This window comes from Photobacterium sp. MCCC 1A19761 (assembly GCF_037389125.1).
Taxonomy (GTDB): domain Bacteria; phylum Pseudomonadota; class Gammaproteobacteria; order Enterobacterales; family Vibrionaceae; genus Photobacterium.
Genome location: NZ_JAZGTF010000002.1, coordinates 436,317 through 454,850, shown reverse-complemented (window position 1 = coordinate 454,850; position 18,534 = coordinate 436,317). Strand labels below are relative to the sequence as shown.

Sequence of the window (18,534 nt, the reverse complement as noted above, 5' to 3'; positions counted from 1 at the left end):
TTCATGTTGAGCTGATGCGGTGGTTAAATATTGAACATACTTCTACTATCCTCCTATAAATCGGGATGCGCAAGGGGAATTCTTGAAAAAAAAGGAGCGGTATTGTTGCAAAAATGTAACCGTTTGGCAGGGGTGGAATTATTAGCGCATGATCAGTTTGAAACCTGAGATGGCAGGCTGATTCGCTAAGTGTAATGGGTTGCATCGTGTAAAAATCTCATCTCTTGGATTTTCTTTAGTTGGAGATCTCTTTTTTCCGGAACTAGTGGCGAATAGGGTGATATCTCCCCGAATTGCCGGGTATTTTGCCAAGTGTGTCAAATAAATCGTGCGTGGTGACATGGTGACAGGATGTCAAAAAAATGCGATCCCTAGATGATTTCGGGCGCAACTCAGCTGTGCTGGATTAAGCTAGATCTGTATGCAGTACTGGGGGAGCGAATTCAATGGCGATTTCACGGGTGGATACGGTATCGATTCCGGTTTCGGATCAGCGGCAGGCCCTGTGGTTTTATCGGGATGCTTTGGGATTTGAGCTGATCCGTGATCACCACGGCGAAAACCATCAGCGTTGGATCCAACTGGCGCCGAAAGGGGCAGAAACGACGATCAGCCTGGTCAAACCCTTCGCCGGTATGGCGGCAGGCTCGGTCCAGGGATTAGTGGTTCAGACCGATGACATTCAGAAAACACATCAGGAGCTGAGCCGTCGGGGGGTGACACTTTCTGATATTGTCACCCTTGTCGGGGGGCGGTTTGCAACCTTCAATGATCCCGATGGGAATGGTTGGGTACTGATTGAAGCCAACGTGCAGATGCAGGCTTGAACGGATGATTGCCCGGACTACGGCCCAGTTGACAGCCAGCCGCTGAGCCGCATCGCAGACGGATGCGCAGTAGCTGGCCATGGACGATAATGGCCAGCTACTGCGCCGGGGTTAATCGTGGTGAACCTTGATATGCGTACTGAGGGTATGGGAGGTCCCCGGTGCTAGTTCAATCGGAGATTCATGGATCGTGGATTCGACGCAGACCATGGTTTCGAAACTGTTATCCGCCATGTCAGCCATGCTGGCGGAGAGATCCTGCCATGGGTTCCAAATCACGGCGCAATCATGCCCCTGATTGCTGACCTGGATCTGGCGCTGGTTGCGGGCGTCATGGATCACCACCGGGTTCTCTGATGAGGTATAGACGCGATCGGTCTCACCGCGGAACTGCAAGACGGCTTCACCTTCACAAGCAATGTCGCCCTGGGTGCTGTCGAGGTACGTCCGGCCCATGCCGGTGATGGTCGTTTCCTGGATATCACCCACCGTGAAATAGGTATGCAGGGCGCCGCTGAACGACCAGGCATGGGTGTCGGTATTGGTCGATGTCAGGCTGACGCGTAGTTCACGGCCGATTTCAAACGTCAGTTCAGTGCAGAACTGGTGTGGCCAGAGCGCCTGGGTGGCTTCGCTGGCTTCAAGGGTCAGGCTGATGATCACCCCATGGTCGTTTTCGCGATGTTCTTTGAGAGCCCATTCGCTGAGCCGGGCAAAGCCATGGGATGGCGTGCCCGCTTTGCCGAACCAGGGCCAGCACACCGGGATCCCCCCGCGAATGGCTTTTTGAGGGGCAAATTCCGCTTTCTCGCTCAGCCAGATCACGGCGGACTCCCCAGCCGGTTTGTACCAAACCAGATGGCCACCGTGCAGGGAAATGCCGGCTTCAGCCTGCGGATGTTGGATTCGCAGGAGCTTTATGCCTTGGTAGTCGCACACGGTGATTGCATCGGATAATACTGAAATTGTTGAAAGGTTACGTAAATCCATCGAATTCTTCCTTACTCGTGATCAGAAGCAAAGTCGCAGCTCATTGACGGGTTATTGAACGTTTTGAAAGTTAGCACCAATAAATGACAAACTTAATTTTAATTAAAAAATATCAGTAATATTTCAAAAATATTTGTTAATTTTGTTGTTGTGTTTGACGTCTTGGACGCAAATTTTAGTTTGGATTGGTCACCGAATGGGCGAAATCAGATACAAAAAAGGCAGCTTTACGCTGCCTTTTATTCACTATCTCAATCAGAATTACTTAGAGATGTGTGCAATCAGGTCTAGGACCTTGTTTGAGTAACCGATTTCGTTGTCGTACCAAGATACAACTTTAACGAATTTGTCAGTCAGGGCGATACCCGCTTTGGCATCGAATACAGAAGTTTGAACTTCACCGATGAAGTCTTGAGAAACAACTGCATCTTCAGTGTAACCCAGAACGCCTTTCAGCTCGCCTTCAGAAGCTTCTTTCATTGCTGCACAGATAGCTTCGTAAGATGCGCCTTCTTTCAGGTTTACAGTCAGGTCAACGACAGAAACGTTCGCAGTTGGTACGCGGAAAGCCATACCAGTCAGCTTGCCGTTCAGTTCTGGAAGCACAACGCCTACAGCTTTAGCAGCACCAGTTGAAGATGGGATGATGTTCTGAGAAGCACCACGGCCACCACGCCAGTCTTTTGCAGAAGGACCGTCAACAGTTTTCTGAGTTGCAGTCGTTGCGTGAACAGTTGTCATCAGACCAGATTCAATGCCGAACTTGTCGTTCAGTACTTTAGCGATTGGCGCCAGACAGTTAGTGGTACAAGACGCGTTAGAAACGATGTCTTGGCCAGCGTAAGACTTGTGGTTCACACCCATAACGAACATTGGCGTTGCGTCTTTAGATGGGCCAGTCAGAACAACTTTCTTCGCACCAGCAGTGATGTGCTGACGTGCAGTCTCGTCAGTCAGGAAGATACCAGTTGCTTCAGCGACAACGTCAACACCGATTTCGTCCCACTTCAGTTCAGTTGGGTTACGCTCAGCGGTTACACGTACAGTTTTACCGTTGACGATCAGGTTTCCACCTTCAACTTCAACAGTACCGTTGAAGCGACCGTGAGTTGAATCGTATTTCAGCATGTAAGCCATGTATTCAACGTCGATCAGGTCGTTGATGCCTACTACTTCGATGTCGTTACGCTCTTGAGCAGCGCGGAATACGAAACGTCCAATACGGCCAAAACCGTTAATACCTACTTTGATAGTCATTACAGTTGCTCCACAACTTAATTTCTAATGAAAGATAACTGGTAGTAAAATTACAGAATCTTGAGAGACCCTGCAAGCCAAAAACGAACTTAAATTGCGTGAGGTCAAAAAAAAGTTCGGATTTTTTTTACATTCCTTCTACAACGATGAATATTCATACAAGGTATGTATAAAGATCCACCATTGCCGTTGCTAACTTTTAATATCACCACCTCCACGCATGAAAATATGCTTAAATGAGGTGAATAAATGTAAAAACCTTTCGAGCAAAAAGTATGTGCCACAGTTTCGGACATTGGCAACTTCAATTGCTTGGATGGCAGACAGGAATGAAAAGGTAAGATGTTAGATGTCAGATAAATCAGATACTTATTGGCGTGATAAGTTAACGGCTGAGCAGTACCATATTTGTCGGGAGCGCGGGACCGAACCACCGTTCTCCGGAACATTGCTCCATAACCGTGAAACCGGGGTATACCACTGCACCTGTTGTGAAGCGGCCTTGTTCAGTTCAGCGCATAAATTTGATTCAGGCTGCGGCTGGCCGAGTTTTGATGCGCCGATCCGCCCCGAGGCGATCCGTTATCTGGAAGATCACAGTCATGGCATGCACCGGATTGAAATTCGTTGTGCTGAGTGCGACAGTCACCTCGGGCATGTTTTTCCTGACGGGCCGCCGACAACGGGCGAACGCTACTGTGTGAACTCCGTGTCCCTCATCTTTAATGGAGAAGCATCTGAGGGGGAATAATCCTCCCGATTGGGAGCCGGGCCAGGCAGAGCCCGTTGATTGGGCCTGTTTGGCTTATTGGACCTGCTCGGCGCGGAACTCGCCGCGACGAATCGATTTGGCCACTTTCAGTGCTTTCTCGTCCAGACGTTGGCGCTCTTCGTCAGTCATCGGGTAGAAGCTGTTCAGCTTTTCCTGGCTGGCGACCGATGCGCCGAGATCGGTGCCGATTTTGGCCCATAAATAGGCTTCCGTGGCGGACTCGGTCTGGTGGGATAATGTCGCAAGCGATTGGATGATCTCCGGTTGAATCGGCTGCTCACCGGTATGGAGTTCCAGGGCGTGCTTCAGTAACTGAATGGTTTTCTCTTTATCGACTTCGGTATAGAAGGTGGCTAGGGCCAGTTGTAACTCAGGCGTTTCAAGTGCCGGGGTTCCTTCCAGTTGCAGGAATTGACGCAGGGCACGCTTGTCGCCCTGGCTCCAGCGGAAATAAATGATTTGCGGATCGGTAGAATCAGCCAGGGCTTCTGACAGCCGGCGAATTTCCTCATAGCTGTGGATCAGGGCTTGGGTCCGCACTGTCTTGCGTTCTTTGAGCTCGGTTGGTTCAATTCGAGCGGCGTATTCCAGACATTTCTGATAGGCGTAAGTAAATTTCAGCTCTTTAAATTGCTCTTCATCGATCGGATTTTGCAGCACATCATAGCGCTGCCAGATTAACTGGGTCCGTTGCAGCCGGCACTGGCCATCATTGAGATTGGTATTGGCGCAAATTTCAGGATGATCCAGACACAAGCTTTCAGTTGAGCGATGTCGATCAAAACACCCGCCCAGTAGGGTCAGGCAGGCGACTGAAAGGAATAGTCGGTTCGTTGTCGTCAAGACTCGGTTTTTTATCATAAGAAATTGATTGCGTCAGGGTTCCATATCGCTCGGTGAAGAGCATACGATTTCGGTTTCTTTGGCATCCGGCGCGTATCACCAGGTGCACAATGCTTTATCAAAAGGCGACCGGATCCGGGTTGTGATTAATCTTCCCTGATCGCACGCGTGCCTTCGCGCGTCTTGCCCGCCGTTTGGGCGTCTACATTGTGATCGAAGAAACAAATTCGCGATTGTTAGTTGGCGCCAAGGGGCGAAATTGGTATTACTGCCTGCCTGTATTATCGAATCAGCAAGAGTCTGGTGGCATTTTAGCCATTGGACAGGAAGCCTGCAAATGGAACTCGAACAATTACTACAAGCAATGACCCCGGAAGTATTTCAACGGATTTCGACCGCGGTCGAAATTGGTAAATGGCCTGATGGTACGCCGCTGACCCCGGAGCAACGGGATGCGGCGATGCAGGCGATGATGATTTATCAGTCCCGTCATAACACCGAGGCGGAACATATGTCAGTCGCTGCCGGTGGTGACATTATGTTTAAGTCGAAGGCGGAGCTGAAGCGTGATTTCGGGATCGATGAGACCCCGGCACCAAATGACATTGCCCGCTTCGAACACGATCAGCTCTGATCAGCTGAAGTTATTGTGATAAATCATGGGCTCGCAGTAAAAGCTGCGAAGCTCATGGTCTTCCTCGCTCATCAAGTTTGCAACCCATGGCTCTTGTTCAATGGCTGCCAGGTATGCCTGCAACCGCGGGTAGTGGCTCAGTCTCAGCCCCGCCATCCAACCACTGCGACAAACACTCCATAAACTGATCTCCGCCATGGAGAGCTGCGGGGTCACATAGCCGGATTCGGGCAGTTGCTCTTCCAGATAGCGCAGTGCCTGCGGCAGGTGGTGGGTCAGACATTGCTCGATGGCGTCCTCATCGACTTCTTTATTCAGCATCTTTCCCCGCATGATTTTTTGGTAAAACAGTACGCCGCCAATCAATGAGGTCAGCCGGGTGTCGGCATATTCTTCGAGCCAGCGTATTTTCGCCCGGGCTTGGGCAGAGCCGGGGTAGAGGGGCGGCACCGGGCAGATATCATCCAGATAGTGGGCAATCACGGTGGAGTCGATGACGGAAATCCCGTCATGCTCCAGTACCGGGACCTTCCCGAGGGGGTGGCGTTTGAGCGCTAGTTCTTTCTCCAGATACGGATTCAGGGGTTGGAGCTCATATGGGAGCCCTTTATAGGCGAGCGCGAGCATAATTTTTCGGACAAAGGGAGAAATGGAAGAGCCGTGAAGAATCATAAAGCTTGCGCGCCTGTTGTGACCATGAATAGTGAAAGTGTAGTTGGCTCTGACAACATTGGGTGCCGCTTCGCGATGTAAGCGCCCATAGAGCGATGTGTTGAGGGGGCTCGGTCGGGAAGGAGGGGTCGCCGGGTGCTGTTGGGCGTCACGGGTGCAGCTGTCGCTGTCTTTATCTTTTCACGTGTGAATAAAAATAGGGTTGGCCACTTCGAAGAAGTATCTTTTTTCACCAAAGGCTGGTAGTGTCGCTGCCCTTCAATTTGCGTGAAAAGCGCAAAGTTTGTTTTCCGCCATCGAACGCGGCGCCATAAAGGATACGACCTGTGAGCCAGACTGATTTTTCCACCTTGGATCTGAAACCGGATCTGCTGAACAACCTCGCTTCGTTGGGGTATGACACCATGACCCCGATTCAGGCGCAAAGCCTGCCGCATATCCTGGCGGGGAAAGATGTGATTGCTCAGGGGAAAACCGGCTCCGGTAAAACTGCGGCGTTTGGATTAGGCGTGCTGGAACACCTGGATGTCAAACGCTTTCGGGTGCAATCGCTGGTGCTGTGTCCGACCCGTGAGCTGGCTGATCAGGTGGCCAAGGAAATCCGCCGGTTAGCGCGGGCGATTCATAATATCAAGGTGCTGACGTTGTGCGGCGGGATGCCGTTTGGCCCGCAGATTGGCTCTCTGGAGCATGGCGCGCATATTATTGTCGGAACACCGGGCCGGGTGGAAGAGCATGTCCGCAAAGGCTATCTGAATCTGGATCATCTGAATCTGCTGGTGCTGGATGAGGCGGACCGGATGCTGGAAATGGGATTCCAGGACAGCCTGGATGCGATTATCGATGCGGCTCCTGCGCGTCGTCAGGGCCTGTTGTTTAGCGCGACTTATCCGACTCAGATCCAGGCCATTGCCAGCCGGATTCTTGAGAAGCCGGTGACGGTCAAGGTGGCTTCGACCCATGATCAGCAAAGCATCCGACAACACTTTTTCAAGGTCGACAGTAATGACGACCGGATGATGGCTGTTCGGTTGTTGCTGGCTTACCATTGCCCCGATTCGGCGGTGATATTCTGTAATACCAAGCGCGAAGTACAGGACGTGGCCGATGAGCTGAATGCTTATGGCTTCAGCGCACTGGCGTTGCACGGGGATCTGGAGCAGCGTGAGCGTGATCAGACCCTGGTACGGTTTGCCAACAAGAGTGCCTCGGTGCTGGTGGCAACTGACGTTGCAGCCCGTGGGCTGGATATCGATGCGCTGGATGCGGTGATTAACTATCACCTGGCACGGGATGTTGAGGTCCATGTCCACCGCATTGGCCGGACCGGCCGTGCGGGCAGTAAAGGCATTGCCTGTTCGCTGTTCAGCGATAAAGAGCACTACAAAGTCGCTTTGCTGGAAGACTACCTGGAGCAGCCGATTGAAGGTGAGGCGTTGCCATCATCTCAGTGGTTGGCGGAGCCGAGTGCGCAGCCGGCGATGATCACCCTGCAAATCTCAGGCGGGAAGAAGCAGAAAGTTCGTCCGGGCGATATTCTGGGGGCGTTGACCGGCGAGCAGGGTATTGAGGGCAGCCAGGTTGGAAAAATTAATGTCTTTGACCAGTGCGCTTATGTTGCTGTGCAGCGGGATGTTGCCCGCCGGGCCCTGAAAAAACTGGAAAAAGGGAAAATGAAAGGCCGGACATTCCGGGTGCGACAAATTCGGGACTAATCCCGGGCCACCATGCCGAAATCAAGAATAAAAAAAGCAGCGGGATTGGCTCTCGCTGCTTTTTTCTTATCTGCCGACCGGCGTGTTTGCCTGGCGTGTTCGCTTAGTTGCTTAGTCGCTTAGTGGCTCAGCTCACCGCGCAGATCCTCTTGCATCAGGTTGCGAACGGTTTCATTCGGCAGATCCTGGCTCAGCAGGAAGTGCAGTTTGGCCAGTGCCGCTTCCGGGGTCATATCGTAGCCGCTGAGCACACCGGCATCTGCCAGGGCACAACCGGTGGCATAACCGCCCATATTGACCTTGCCGGACAGGCATTGGGTCAGGTTGACCACAACCACGCCCCGGTCGCTGGCTTCTTTCAACTGAGCCAGCAAATCCGCATTTTGCGGCGCGTTTCCGACGCCGAAGGTCAGCAGGATCATCGCATTGACCGGCTGACGCAGGGTGTTGCGGATCACTTCCGGGGAGATCCCCGGGTACATGGTGATCACCCCAATCGGTTGTGGCGTGATGTTGTGGACTTTAAACGGTCCTTCCGGTTGTTTGTTCAGTTCAACATTGTTGAGCTGAATGTTGATCCCGGCTTCCAGCAGCGGCGGCAAGTTCGGGGAAATGAACGCGCCGAAACCGTCTGCATGTGCTTTGGTGCTGCGGTTGCCGCGGATCAGCTGGTTGTTGAAAAAGACCGTCACTTCATTGATCGGGTAGTTGGCCGCGATATGCAGGGCATTCAGCAGATTGCTCTGACCATCTGAGCGTAGCTCGGCCAGTGGGATCTGCGAGCCGGTCACGATAACGGGCTTATCCAGGTTCTCAAACATAAACGACAGCGCTGATGCGGTATACGCCATGGTGTCCGTACCATGAAGAATGACGAAACCGTCATAGTCGTCGTAGTTTGCTTTGATATCGTCTGCGATGCGCTGCCAGTCCGATGGCGTCATGTCCGACGAGTCAATCAGAGGCGCGTACTCGTGGATCGTGAACTTCGGCATTTCCGGACGATGGAACTCTGGCATGCTTTCCAGTTGCTTTTGCATAAAGCCTGCGACCGGGATGTAACCGTGATCAGACTTCTGCATACCGATAGTGCCGCCGGTGTAAGCAATGTAAATGTGTTTTCTTTCCATAATTCAGGTACAGACATAGCGTATTGGTAGCAGCATTATATATGGTTATAGGCCTTGAACATAAAGAAAAAAGCCCGGCGGGTGCCGGGCTGTGTTTATTCCTGAATATTGGTGCAGTTCAGACAGAAGGCATAGTGACCTTTCGGGTCGTTAAAGTTGTTCAGGGCGGTAAAGTCCGAAACCACCTGTCGGGTGACCGGTTGCAGTGCGGCCGGTAACTGACCGAATACGGCCTGAACCATGTGCGCCTTCGCTTCCGAAGTGAACTCCTTCAGCAGTTGCTCGGCCGGGCTCAGCGGCTCTTCCATCCAGCGCAGCTCATAGCTGTCGAGTTTAGCCAGCTCTGCAGCCGTGAGTACGGCGTCATCAAAATCCCCGAGCTGATCGACCAGCCCCAGGCGAAGGGCGTCCTGTCCGGTCCAGACCCGGCCCTGGGCAATGTGATCGGCTTCGGCCAATGACATATCACGGTACTTGCTGACCAGACCAATGAAGCGCTGATAGCCGTGCTCAATGCCCAGTTGGAAAATCTTGGACACGCCTTCCGGCAGCTCGCGGGTGATCCCGACTCCGGAAAATGGGGTGGTGCCGACACCGTCGCTGCGGATCCCCATATTCTTGAGGCCGTCTTCAAAGGTGGTCAGGATGGCAAAAATGCCGATTGAGCCGGTGATCGTGGTCGGCTGGGCCAGGATTTTGCTGGCGCTGGCGGAAATCCAGTATCCGCCCGAGGCGGCTAGGCTGGACATTGAGGCCACGACCGGCTTACCGGCCAGTTTGAGTGCATCGACTTCGTTGCGGATCACTTCCGAGGCAAAGGCGCTGCCGCCCGGGCTGTCCACCCGCAGGATCACTGCTTTAATATCGTCATCCAGGCGTGCTTCCCGGAGCAAGGCGGCGGTGGAATCCCCCCCGATGGTACCCTGGTGCTGCTGGCCGTCTACAATGGCGCCACTGGCGACCACCACGGCTACTTTGTTCTCACTCGGCAGATCGCGGTTATCGACGGTGCTCAGATAGTCGTAATAGCTGATCTGGTTAAAGTGATCGTCCTCATCCTTGCCGAACTGATCGATTAGTTTCTGGTTCAGCACCGGACGGTTGACCAGCTCATCAACCAAGCCCATCTCCAGGCTCAGTTTGGCAAAGTCGCCGCCGAGGGCTTCCAGGCGGGTGATTAGGTCATCCAACTCAGGGGTGAGCATCGCCGGGTCGATTTTACGGTTGTTGGCCACATCGCGGGTGTAAGCATCCCAGAGCTGGTTGAGCCAGGCGGTATTGGCTTCCCGGGCTTCATCAGACATGCTGTCGCGGGTATAGGGTTCAACAAAGGATTTGTAGGTGCCGACCCGGAACACATGGGTATTCACGTCCAGTTTTTCCAGCAGGCTTTTGTAGTACAGCGAGTAACTGCCGTAACCGGTCAGCAACACGGCGCCATCGGGAGACATAAACACCTTGTCGGCATAGCTAGACAGGTAATACTGGCTCTGTTTATAGCTGTCACCCACGGCATACACCGGTTTCCCGGCCTGTTTGAACTCCTGGATCGCCTTGGCAATGTAACGCAGTTTCGTCAGGTTGGTCTCTGACATGTCCTGAAGATTAAGGACCAGGCCGGTAATGTGGTTGTCGGTCGAGGCCGCCCGGATGCTATCGACAATATCAAACAGTACGTTTTCCTGAACCGGCGGCTGACCCAGTGCGCTGCCGGCAAATTCGTCGATTGGATTGGTGTGAGCCCGGTGCTCGACGATCGGCCCGGAGAGATCCAGCACCAGGGCTGCTTTTTCAGGCAGCGCCGGTTTTTCTTCGCTTGGGTAGAACGCGAAGATCAGCAGGCCGGCAAAGGCCAAAAACAGCAGGTTGAGGATCAGTTGGCGGGTAAAACTGATCAGCCGCCACAGGGCGCGGAACAGTTTTCCGATTCCTTTGAATATCACTTTCATGAAGATTCCTGATGATGCAAACGATGATCTGTCTATCCTAACTTAGTAAACAAGGAATTACAGTAATTATCCCTGAGATAGGCGCCTCTCATAAGTGTATAAGGATCGAGCAAGCCGGGCGGAAGAAAAAGCGGTGGCAACCAATTGTGCAGTCGAGACAACATCGAAAGTGTGACATGTTGAGAATTTGTAAAACAAGTGTTTGAAAATCGTTCAATCGCTGAATATACTGGTCAGACCATAACAACAAAAGAATGGAAGCCATGGACGATAAATCTTACCCGCATTTGTTGGCGCCGCTGGATCTGGGATTCACTCAGCTGCGTAACCGTGTATTGATGGGGTCAATGCACACTGGCCTTGAAGAGTCACGTGACGGCTTCAAGAAACTTTCCGCATTCTACGCCGCACGTGCCAAGGGCGGTGTCGGGCTGATTGTCACCGGTGGCTTCTCACCGAACTTCCGGGGTCGTTTACATCCATTCAGCGCTGAATTCAGCTCGGGACGTGCCGCTCGGGCGCACCGAGTCATTACCGATGCCGTGCATAATGAAGGCGGTAAAATTGCCCTGCAACTATTGCACGCCGGTCGCTATGCCATGCACCCCTTTGCCGTGAGCGCCTCGGCAATTCGAGCACCGATTTCCAAATTCACGCCCAGTAAAATGAGCCCCCGTCAGATCCACAAGACGATCGACGCGTTTGCCCGCAGTGCCGAGCTGGCACGGGAAGCCGGCTATGACGGCGTGGAGCTCATGGGCTCGGAAGGCTATCTGATCAACCAGTTCATCTGTAAGCGCAGCAACCACCGCTATGATGAGTGGGGCGGCAGCTATGAGAATCGGATCCGGTTTCCGATTGAACTGACCAAAGCCGTGCGTCAGCGGGTCGGGCGGGATTTCATCATCATTTTCCGCCTGTCGATGCTGGATTTGGTTGAGCAGGGTAGCACCCACGAAGAAGTGGTGCAGTTGGCCAAAGCTTTAGAAGCGGCTGGGGTGACCATTCTCAATACCGGGATTGGCTGGCATGAAGCCCGGATCCCGACCATTGCAACCCAAGTGCCACGCGCCGCGTTTGCCTGGGTGACTGAAAAGCTGAAAAACGAAGTGAACATTCCGCTGGTGACCTGTAACCGGATCAACACTCCGGATGTGGCGGAAGGGATCCTGGCGTCCAACCAGGCTGATATGGTATCGATGGCGCGGCCGTTTCTGGCTGACCCGGAATTTGTCGTCAAAGCGCAGCAGAACCGGGCCGCGGATATCAATACCTGTATCGGCTGTAACCAGGCGTGCCTGGATCATGTGTTTATCAATAAACGGGCCAGTTGTCTGGTGAACCCTCAGGCGTGTTATGAGACCGAACTGGTCCTGACGCCGGCTGCGACATCCCGCCGGTTGGCAATTGTCGGAGCCGGTCCGGCCGGTATGGCCAGTGCCGTCGCGGCGGCAGAGCGGGGGTTCCAGGTGGATTTGTTCGAGAAAAACGATCATGTCGGCGGTCAGTTTAATCTGGCGATGCAGATCCCGGGTAAAGAAGAATTTAAGGAAACAATCCGTTATTTCTCCCGGCGTCTGGAGCAAACCGGAGTCAACGTGAAACTGGGTCACCGCATTACGGCGGAAGAACTGAAAGGCTATGACGAAGTGATTGTCGCCACCGGGGTGGCGCCGCGGCTACCGGATATTCCGGGCATCGAGCATGAAAAAGTGATTGATTACCAGACCCTGATCCGAGAGCAGGTGCCGCTGGGGCAGAAGGTGGCCGTGATTGGGGCCGGGGGGATCGGCGTCGATGTATCGACCATGCTGACCGAGCCGGAGCATCAGGATCTCGATAGCTGGCTGAAAGACTGGGGGGTCGATAAGTCGATAGATCACGCCGGTGGGTTGTATCCTCATGATGCGTACGTCAGTCAGCGCCAGGTGTGGCTGATGCAGCGCCGTCCGGGGAAAGTCGGCAAAGGGCCGGGCAGAACTACGGGGTGGATCCATCGCCGGGTACTGGAGAAACGGGGCGTGGAGCTGCTGGCCGGGGTCAGCTATGACAAGATTGATGATCAGGGGTTGCACATTACGGTCGAAGGCCAGCAACGGGTGCTGGATGTCGATCACATTGTGATTTGTGCCGGACAGCACTCGGTCGAGGAATTGTCGGTGCAACTCAAAGCGATGGCGATCCCGGTCCATGTGATCGGCGGTGCGGATGTGGCTGGTGAAGTGGACGCCAAGCGGGTGATCCGTCAGGGCGTTGAGCTGGTCGCTCAGTTGTAACGAACAAAGTGACAATTTGGGGACGCAGGGGCGCTGTTTCAGGCGCCCCTGTGGTTTTCTCGGCACGGTTTTATGGTACTGTTAGAACAATAACTATTTTCATCAAGATATTTTTAACAAGGTATTGTTATGGATGCTCTCTCGTTACTGTTAAACCGTCGTTCACTGCCAAAGCTGATGGAGCCGGCACCGCAGGGCGAAGCGCTGGAGAATATTTTCCGTGCCGGTTTGCGTGCGCCGGATCACGCGGCACTAACACCCTGGCGTTTTATCGTTTCTGAAGGCGAAGGCTTGCAAAAGCTGGCTGATATTCTGGTTGAGGCGGCCAAAGCAGACGGTGCCGATGACGCGGTGATTGAAAAAGCCAGTAAAGCCCCGTTCCGGGCGCCGATGGTGATCACTGTGGTTGCAAAAGTGACCGAACATGAAAAAGTACCGGTGGTGGAGCAGCATTTGTCAGCCGGATGTGCGGTACAGGCGATGCAGATGGCTGCAGTGGCGCAAGGTTTCTCCGGCTTCTGGCGTACCGGAAAATGGGCTTATCACGCAGTGGTTCGTGAAGCACTGGGGGTGACGGGCGACGACTTGATTGTCGGGTTCCTGTATCTCGGTACCCCGGGTTGCCGTGAAGCCAAAATGGTCGAGCGTGAGCTGAACGATTTCATTGAGTATCTGTAAACGACAGCGTCGTTCAGCTTTAAAGCAATCAGCCTCAATACAGATTCAGGGAAGCCGCACTATGCGGCTTCTTTTGTTTTTGGGGGACGTGTAAAGTTCGGATGCTGCGGTGGATGCCATGTCCCCCTGCGGTAGGCTCCCGATATCTGTGTTTATATCCAGTATTTTCTTGTGATGAAATCCGGTTTTCTCTATAGTGCGGTGTCAGAGCAAACCAACTTACGATTTCCATGACTCGCCTTTATATTGCTGAAAAACCAAGCCTGGGTCGCGCTATCGCGGCTGTTTTACCTCGTCCCCATAAAAACAATAACGGTTATATTGAAGTCGGCAACGGTGACATCGTGACTTGGTGTATCGGCCATCTTCTTGAGCAGGTCGAACCGGACGCCTACGATGAAAAATACAAAAAGTGGAATCTGGCCGATTTGCCGATTATTCCCCAGCAATGGCAACTGACCCCACGGAAATCTGCCCGGCAGCAACTCAGTGTGGTCAGGAAGTTAGTCAAGCAAGCCAGTGAAGTCGTGCACGCCGGAGACCCGGATCGGGAAGGTCAGTTGCTGGTGGATGAAGTGATCGATCATGTCAAACTGTCGGCGGCGAAAAAAGCCGGGATGAAGCGGCTGTTGATCTCCGACCTGAACCCAGCCGCAGTCAAGCGGGCGCTGGGAAAAATGCGCGATAATCGGGACTTTATTCCGCTGTCGGTTTCGGCCCTGGCACGCTCTCGTGCCGATTGGTTGTACGGGATGAACATGACCCGGGCGTATACGCTGTTGGGTCAACAAGGAGGTTATCGCGGCGTGCTGTCGGTCGGGCGCGTGCAGACCCCGGTGCTTGGCCTGGTAACCCGGCGTGATGACGAAATTGCTAATTTTGTCCCGAAACCTTATTACGAAGTGACGGCGCTGATCCCGTATCAGGGTAGTGATATTCGGGCACGATGGCAGCCTAGCGAAGCCTGCAAGCCCTGGCAGGATGAAGACGGACGGGTCCTGAACCGCAAGTTATGTGAGAACGTGGTGAATCGGATCCAGGGCCAGCCTGCCCAGGTGACGGAGGCGGAGCGCAAAGAGTCCCGCCAGTTGGCACCTCTGCCATATTCGTTGTCGGCGTTGCAAATTGACGCGGCCAAACGGTTTGGGATGAGCGCCGCAGACGTGCTCGCCACTTGTCAGTCGTTGTATGAAAAACACAAAGCGATCACGTATCCCCGCTCTGACTGTCGTTATTTGCCTCAAGAGCATTTTGCCCAGGCCGGGGAGGTCTGCCGGGCGATCAGCAACAGCGCACCCAAGCTGGCGGATGCGGTCGCTGGTGCGGATTTGTCCCTGAAATCCAAGGCGTGGAATGATAAAAAAGTCGACGCGCACCACGCGATTATTCCGACGCCGAAATCAGTTAACAGCACGGCGCTTAGTGGCCGTGAGCAAGATATCTATCAATTGATCGCCCGCCAGTACCTGATGCAGTTCTATCCGGCGGCGGTCTACAGCGAAGCCAAGCTGGTGTTTGCGATTGCCGGTGGGTTTTTTATTGCCAAGGGGCGGCAGCTGAAAAGTGCCGGATGGCGGGCATTGCTGGGCCGTGAGGATGTTGAGGATGAGCAGGCATTAGCGGATAAAGTGCCGCCATTAGAACAAGGGACGGTTCTGACCTGTCGGGAGGGGGAGATCAAAGATAAGATGACCGAGCCGCCGAAGCCATTTACCGAGGCCACGCTGCTGCAGGCCATGACCGGGATCGCGCGGTTTGTGTCGGACCCGTCACTGAAGAAAATCTTGCGCGACACAGACGGGTTGGGGACGGAAGCAACCCGGGCCGGGATCTTAGATATTCTGTTTAAGCGCCAGCTTCTGGTCCGTCAGGGAAAGAGTATTCATGCCACCGAAGCAGGACGGGGGCTGATTTATGCTTTGCCGGATGAAGCAACTTATCCGGATATGACCGCCCACTGGGAGCACCAGTTGCAGGATATGGCTGACAAGAAATGTGCCTATCAGCCTTTTATGATTGCGCTTCAGGATCGGCTGCTGCACATGATGGCGCAAGTGCGTGATAGTGATGTTCCACCGAGCTTGCGCGCGTTGCAATCGCCTGAACCGGTCAAAGGCGGAAAGAGAAAAGGATTCGGTAAAAGTGGCGGTCGTCGCAAAGCCAGCGCGCCTTCTGCTGGCAGGGGACGTGCGCGTAAGCCGAAATCGTCATAGCCCGGGCTAGCAGCAAAGCGGTTCAGCTTGAGGTGTACGCCATATATTGGTTCCGGCCACAGGATTTGGCTTCATAGAGCGCGACATCTGCCTGTTTAAACAGGGTTTCCGGTGAGCTGTCTCGGGTGGGTACGAGTGTACTGCCCCCGATACTGACAGTGACAATCCCCATTTTTTCAGTGTCCAGGTCGGTCCGGGGCAATTGGAGTTGTTGAATGGCCTTGATCGCCCGGTTGGCTGCGAACCGGGCTGCTGCACAATCCTGGCCGGGTAACAGGAGGACAAACTCCTCACCGCCGAACCGGGCGAACAGGGCCCCGGCGCGCTTTTCCAGTCCGGCCAGAGTATTGGCAATGATTTTCAGGCATTGATCCCCGGCGGCATGGCCGTAGCTGTCGTTGTAAGCTTTAAAATGATCCACATCGACGATCAATAGGGACAGTGGGAGTTGATGGCGTTCGGCCCGGCGCCATTCTTCATGGAACCTTTCGTCAAAGACCCGCCGGTTGTAGACCGAGGTAAGCGGGTCCAGCCGGGACATGGTTTTGAGTTTCTGATTGACCCGCTCCAGCTCGGCCGTACGTTCTGAGACCCGGCGCTCGAGTTCTTTATTCAGTGTGGTGAGTTTTTCTTCGGCCTGACGTCGGACCAGATGCTGGGACACAATAAAACCGAACTGTTTTAAAATTTGCTGGTGGTAGCTGCGCAGCGGCATCCCGGTGAGCAGGTTATCACAGGCAATCCAGCCGATGGGTGTATCACCGTCCCACAGGGAAATAAAGCCGCTCCAGCCGAATCCGACCTGCTTCAAGTCATGGAACAGCGGGGTGTTGTTTTCAAAGGCCAGGTATTCGCTTTTGGTGCGATCCTGGGTCATGTTGGTAAACCACAGATCCGGAATTTCGCACTCGAAGTAACCCTCATTCACGGTTCGGCCGTGAAGGTCGGTGCCGTAAGTCCCTTGCATGCGGTTGTGCTCCCGGAACAGAAAGACAGCCATGCGATCAACATGCAGGTGTTTCTTGGCTTCATCGACCGCGGTAAACAGCAAGTCGTCGCTGGATTTCGCCCGCCAGAGCTTAAAGGAGATATCATGCAGCGCCTGTAACTGCGCTTGCAGTTGTAAGGTTTCTTGCTGGCTGATTTCCAGCTCTTTTTCCGCGGTTTTTCGACCATCGTGTTCATGCTGAACATCTTCACTGAGCAGCCCTGAATCGACTTCCGCAGCCAGCAGTGTGGCAAGCACCAAAAATGCCTGGCCGTCCGTTTGGGGCCGTTCGGGGAAATCGATAGTCAAGATCCCGATCAGGCGTCCTTGCCGCTCCAGCGGTAACATCAGGCGAAATAACTGCCCATGTTCGGTGAGTGTGATCGGAAAGGGACCAGATGTGTAGGGCGCGAGATCGGGGGGCTCTCCCTCAGACCCTGATGGATCATCGCTCAGTGGCGTCGGGGGAAAATGGTACTGAATATCGCCTTCAACCATTTCCAGCAGCAGTTGCCAGCCTGAGGGGGCTGTAATCTTCAGCCGGGCCCGGATCGCTCCAAAGCTGTCACAGAGGTTACGACAGGTCAGCTCACAGAGCGGACGTAACCCGTGGGCTTTGCCCCACTGGGTCAGGATCCGCTGGTAAAAACTGTCGAGCTGCGTTCGGGTGGTCAATGCTAGTGGTCCGGTTAAAAAACATTCAGCTCCTATTGTTGTCATTTGATGACAGAAAGCCAGATGTTCGCCGGTGAATCTGGGGATCAGATCGGCCGGGTTCGTCGATTTGCGACTCAATACACACCAGATAACTGAATTTTCAATCAGTTGCGTCAAATGCAGGCACGTAAAGTGCCAGCTGACGGGGGGGCGGATTTACCAGGGAATCAGATTGCCCTGGTAGTCGAGAAAGCTTCCCGATTGGTGCGCCTCTAGAGAATCAAGCACTTGCTTGAGACCGGTTGCGGCGGTCGATGTCGAAATCAAGGCATTCGGCCCGCCCATCTCGGTTTGAACCCAGCCGGGGTGCAGCGCAACTGTCTTAATCCCCTGTGGCAGCAAGTCGTTGGACAGGCTCTTGACCACGGAGTTTAGTGCCGCTTTTGACGAGCGGTAGATATAACCGCCGCCGCTGGTGTTTTCCGTCATACTGCCGACTTTCGACGAGAGACAGGCGATGATCCCGGGTTGCGGGCGGCTGAGCTGAGGATAGAAAGCTTCGGCCAGCTTTAGCGGCGCGATAGTGTTGACCTCCAGTACCTCACGCCATTCATCCGCATCCGTGTTGCCGAACCCGTATCCCTTCGGTCCGTAGTAACCGGCATTGTTAATCAGTAAGTCCAGCGATACGTCGGCCAGTTGGCGGCTCAGCGCTGTGATTGCTGTGTGATCGGTTACATCCAGCGCCAGCAGGGTCAGGGTCGGATGGGCTTGTCGGCGTTGTTGCAGGGCGGTCGCCTGTTCCGGCTGACGACAGCAGGCGTACACTTGCCAGCCATCGGCCAGGTAGGCATCGACCAGCGCCAGTCCGACGCCGCGGTTGGCACCGGTGATGAGGATATGTTTTGTCATAAAGCTCTCATTGGCCATAAA

General features: G+C 53.9%; 15 protein-coding genes. 7 read left to right on the top strand and 8 right to left on the bottom strand.

The window, feature by feature from the left end; all coding sequences use genetic code 11:
• Positions 1-446 precede the first annotated feature (446 nt).
• Positions 447-827 carry a VOC family protein gene (locus tag VV869_RS04700; protein WP_337733811.1) on the top strand — a complete coding sequence of 127 codons (381 nt, stop codon included), beginning with the start codon at positions 447-449 and terminating at the stop codon, positions 825-827.
• A gap of 111 nt (positions 828-938) precedes the next feature.
• Here the strand turns inward: VV869_RS04700 and VV869_RS04695 are convergent, their stop codons facing one another.
• Positions 939-1,817, bottom strand: coding sequence for a D-hexose-6-phosphate mutarotase (locus VV869_RS04695; RefSeq protein WP_337733810.1), 879 nt, complete (start codon positions 1,815-1,817; stop codon positions 939-941).
• A 261-nt stretch (positions 1,818-2,078) separates the two neighbouring features.
• Positions 2,079-3,074, bottom strand: a complete 996-nt coding sequence (gene gap / locus VV869_RS04690; RefSeq protein WP_337733809.1) for a type I glyceraldehyde-3-phosphate dehydrogenase — start codon at positions 3,072-3,074, stop codon at positions 2,079-2,081.
• Between the two features lie 349 nt (positions 3,075-3,423).
• On the opposite strand from gap, the gene msrB reads away from it, so the two are divergent.
• A complete protein-coding gene (gene msrB / locus VV869_RS04685) occupies positions 3,424-3,825 on the top strand; it encodes a peptide-methionine (R)-S-oxide reductase MsrB (protein WP_337733808.1) in 402 nt (133 codons plus the stop codon).
• Between the two features lie 54 nt (positions 3,826-3,879).
• Here the strand turns inward: msrB and VV869_RS04680 are convergent, their stop codons facing one another.
• Positions 3,880-4,689 (bottom strand): DUF2989 domain-containing protein, encoded by an 810-nt coding sequence (locus VV869_RS04680; RefSeq protein ID WP_337733807.1) that lies wholly within the window; start codon positions 4,687-4,689, stop codon positions 3,880-3,882.
• Between the two features lie 337 nt (positions 4,690-5,026).
• Here VV869_RS04680 and VV869_RS04675 point away from each other — a divergent pair, with 337 nt between their 5' ends.
• The gene (locus tag VV869_RS04675; protein ID WP_261600457.1) at positions 5,027-5,323 is read left to right on the top strand and encodes a YeaC family protein; all 297 of its coding nucleotides are present in this window, start codon (positions 5,027-5,029) and stop codon (positions 5,321-5,323) included.
• On the opposite strand, the gene VV869_RS04670 is transcribed toward VV869_RS04675, so the two are convergent.
• Positions 5,324-5,995 carry a glutathione S-transferase family protein gene (locus VV869_RS04670; RefSeq protein ID WP_337733806.1) on the bottom strand — a complete coding sequence of 224 codons (672 nt, stop codon included), beginning with the start codon at positions 5,993-5,995 and terminating at the stop codon, positions 5,324-5,326.
• A 326-nt stretch (positions 5,996-6,321) separates the two neighbouring features.
• Between VV869_RS04670 and dbpA the strand changes: the two genes are divergently transcribed.
• Positions 6,322-7,710, top strand: a complete 1,389-nt coding sequence (dbpA, locus tag VV869_RS04665; RefSeq protein ID WP_337733805.1) for an ATP-dependent RNA helicase DbpA — start codon at positions 6,322-6,324, stop codon at positions 7,708-7,710.
• 119 nt (positions 7,711-7,829) lie between these two features.
• On the opposite strand, the gene ansA is transcribed toward dbpA, so the two are convergent.
• Complete coding sequence (gene ansA / locus VV869_RS04660) at positions 7,830-8,840, bottom strand: asparaginase (RefSeq protein WP_261600454.1); 1,011 nt, start codon at positions 8,838-8,840, stop codon at positions 7,830-7,832.
• 95 nt (positions 8,841-8,935) lie between these two features.
• Positions 8,936-10,789, bottom strand: a complete 1,854-nt coding sequence (gene sppA / locus VV869_RS04655; RefSeq protein WP_337733804.1) for a signal peptide peptidase SppA — start codon at positions 10,787-10,789, stop codon at positions 8,936-8,938.
• Between the two features lie 263 nt (positions 10,790-11,052).
• On the opposite strand from sppA, the gene VV869_RS04650 reads away from it, so the two are divergent.
• From VV869_RS04650 to VV869_RS04640, 3 genes are all read left to right on the top strand, one after another.
• Entirely contained in the window at positions 11,053-13,065 is a 2,013-nt protein-coding gene (locus VV869_RS04650; RefSeq protein ID WP_337733803.1) for an NADPH-dependent 2,4-dienoyl-CoA reductase, read from the top strand.
• 129 nt (positions 13,066-13,194) lie between these two features.
• Positions 13,195-13,743 (top strand): NAD(P)H nitroreductase, encoded by a 549-nt coding sequence (locus tag VV869_RS04645; protein WP_337733802.1) that lies wholly within the window; start codon positions 13,195-13,197, stop codon positions 13,741-13,743.
• A gap of 230 nt (positions 13,744-13,973) precedes the next feature.
• Positions 13,974-15,956 carry a DNA topoisomerase III gene (locus VV869_RS04640; RefSeq protein ID WP_337733801.1) on the top strand — a complete coding sequence of 661 codons (1,983 nt, stop codon included), beginning with the start codon at positions 13,974-13,976 and terminating at the stop codon, positions 15,954-15,956.
• A 22-nt stretch (positions 15,957-15,978) separates the two neighbouring features.
• Here VV869_RS04640 and VV869_RS04635 read toward each other — a convergent pair whose 3' ends face one another.
• Positions 15,979-17,619: a sensor domain-containing diguanylate cyclase gene (locus VV869_RS04635; RefSeq protein ID WP_337733800.1), complete on the bottom strand. Its 1,641-nt coding sequence runs from the start codon at positions 17,617-17,619 to the stop codon at positions 15,979-15,981.
• Between the two features lie 198 nt (positions 17,620-17,817).
• Positions 17,818-18,513: an SDR family oxidoreductase gene (locus VV869_RS04630; protein ID WP_337733799.1), complete on the bottom strand. Its 696-nt coding sequence runs from the start codon at positions 18,511-18,513 to the stop codon at positions 17,818-17,820.
• Positions 18,514-18,534: the final 21 nt, after the last annotated feature.

What these genes read in the sequence shown, in the direction of transcription:
- VV869_RS04700 (WP_337733811.1), top strand. Translation starts at nt 447, where the DNA reads ATGGCGATTTCACGGGTGGATACGGTATCGATTCCGGTTTCGGATCAG.
- VV869_RS04695 (WP_337733810.1), bottom strand. Translation starts at nt 1,817, where the DNA reads ATGGATTTACGTAACCTTTCAACAATTTCAGTATTATCCGATGCAATC.
- gap (WP_337733809.1), bottom strand. Translation starts at nt 3,074, where the DNA reads ATGACTATCAAAGTAGGTATTAACGGTTTTGGCCGTATTGGACGTTTC.
- msrB (WP_337733808.1), top strand. Translation starts at nt 3,424, where the DNA reads ATGTCAGATAAATCAGATACTTATTGGCGTGATAAGTTAACGGCTGAG.
- VV869_RS04675 (WP_261600457.1), top strand. Translation starts at nt 5,027, where the DNA reads ATGGAACTCGAACAATTACTACAAGCAATGACCCCGGAAGTATTTCAA.
- VV869_RS04670 (WP_337733806.1), bottom strand. Translation starts at nt 5,995, where the DNA reads ATGATTCTTCACGGCTCTTCCATTTCTCCCTTTGTCCGAAAAATTATG.
- ansA (WP_261600454.1), bottom strand. Translation starts at nt 8,840, where the DNA reads ATGGAAAGAAAACACATTTACATTGCTTACACCGGCGGCACTATCGGT.
- sppA (WP_337733804.1), bottom strand. Translation starts at nt 10,789, where the DNA reads ATGAAAGTGATATTCAAAGGAATCGGAAAACTGTTCCGCGCCCTGTGG.
- VV869_RS04650 (WP_337733803.1), top strand. Translation starts at nt 11,053, where the DNA reads ATGGACGATAAATCTTACCCGCATTTGTTGGCGCCGCTGGATCTGGGA.
- VV869_RS04645 (WP_337733802.1), top strand. Translation starts at nt 13,195, where the DNA reads ATGGATGCTCTCTCGTTACTGTTAAACCGTCGTTCACTGCCAAAGCTG.
- VV869_RS04640 (WP_337733801.1), top strand. Translation starts at nt 13,974, where the DNA reads ATGACTCGCCTTTATATTGCTGAAAAACCAAGCCTGGGTCGCGCTATC.
- VV869_RS04630 (WP_337733799.1), bottom strand. Translation starts at nt 18,513, where the DNA reads ATGACAAAACATATCCTCATCACCGGTGCCAACCGCGGCGTCGGACTG.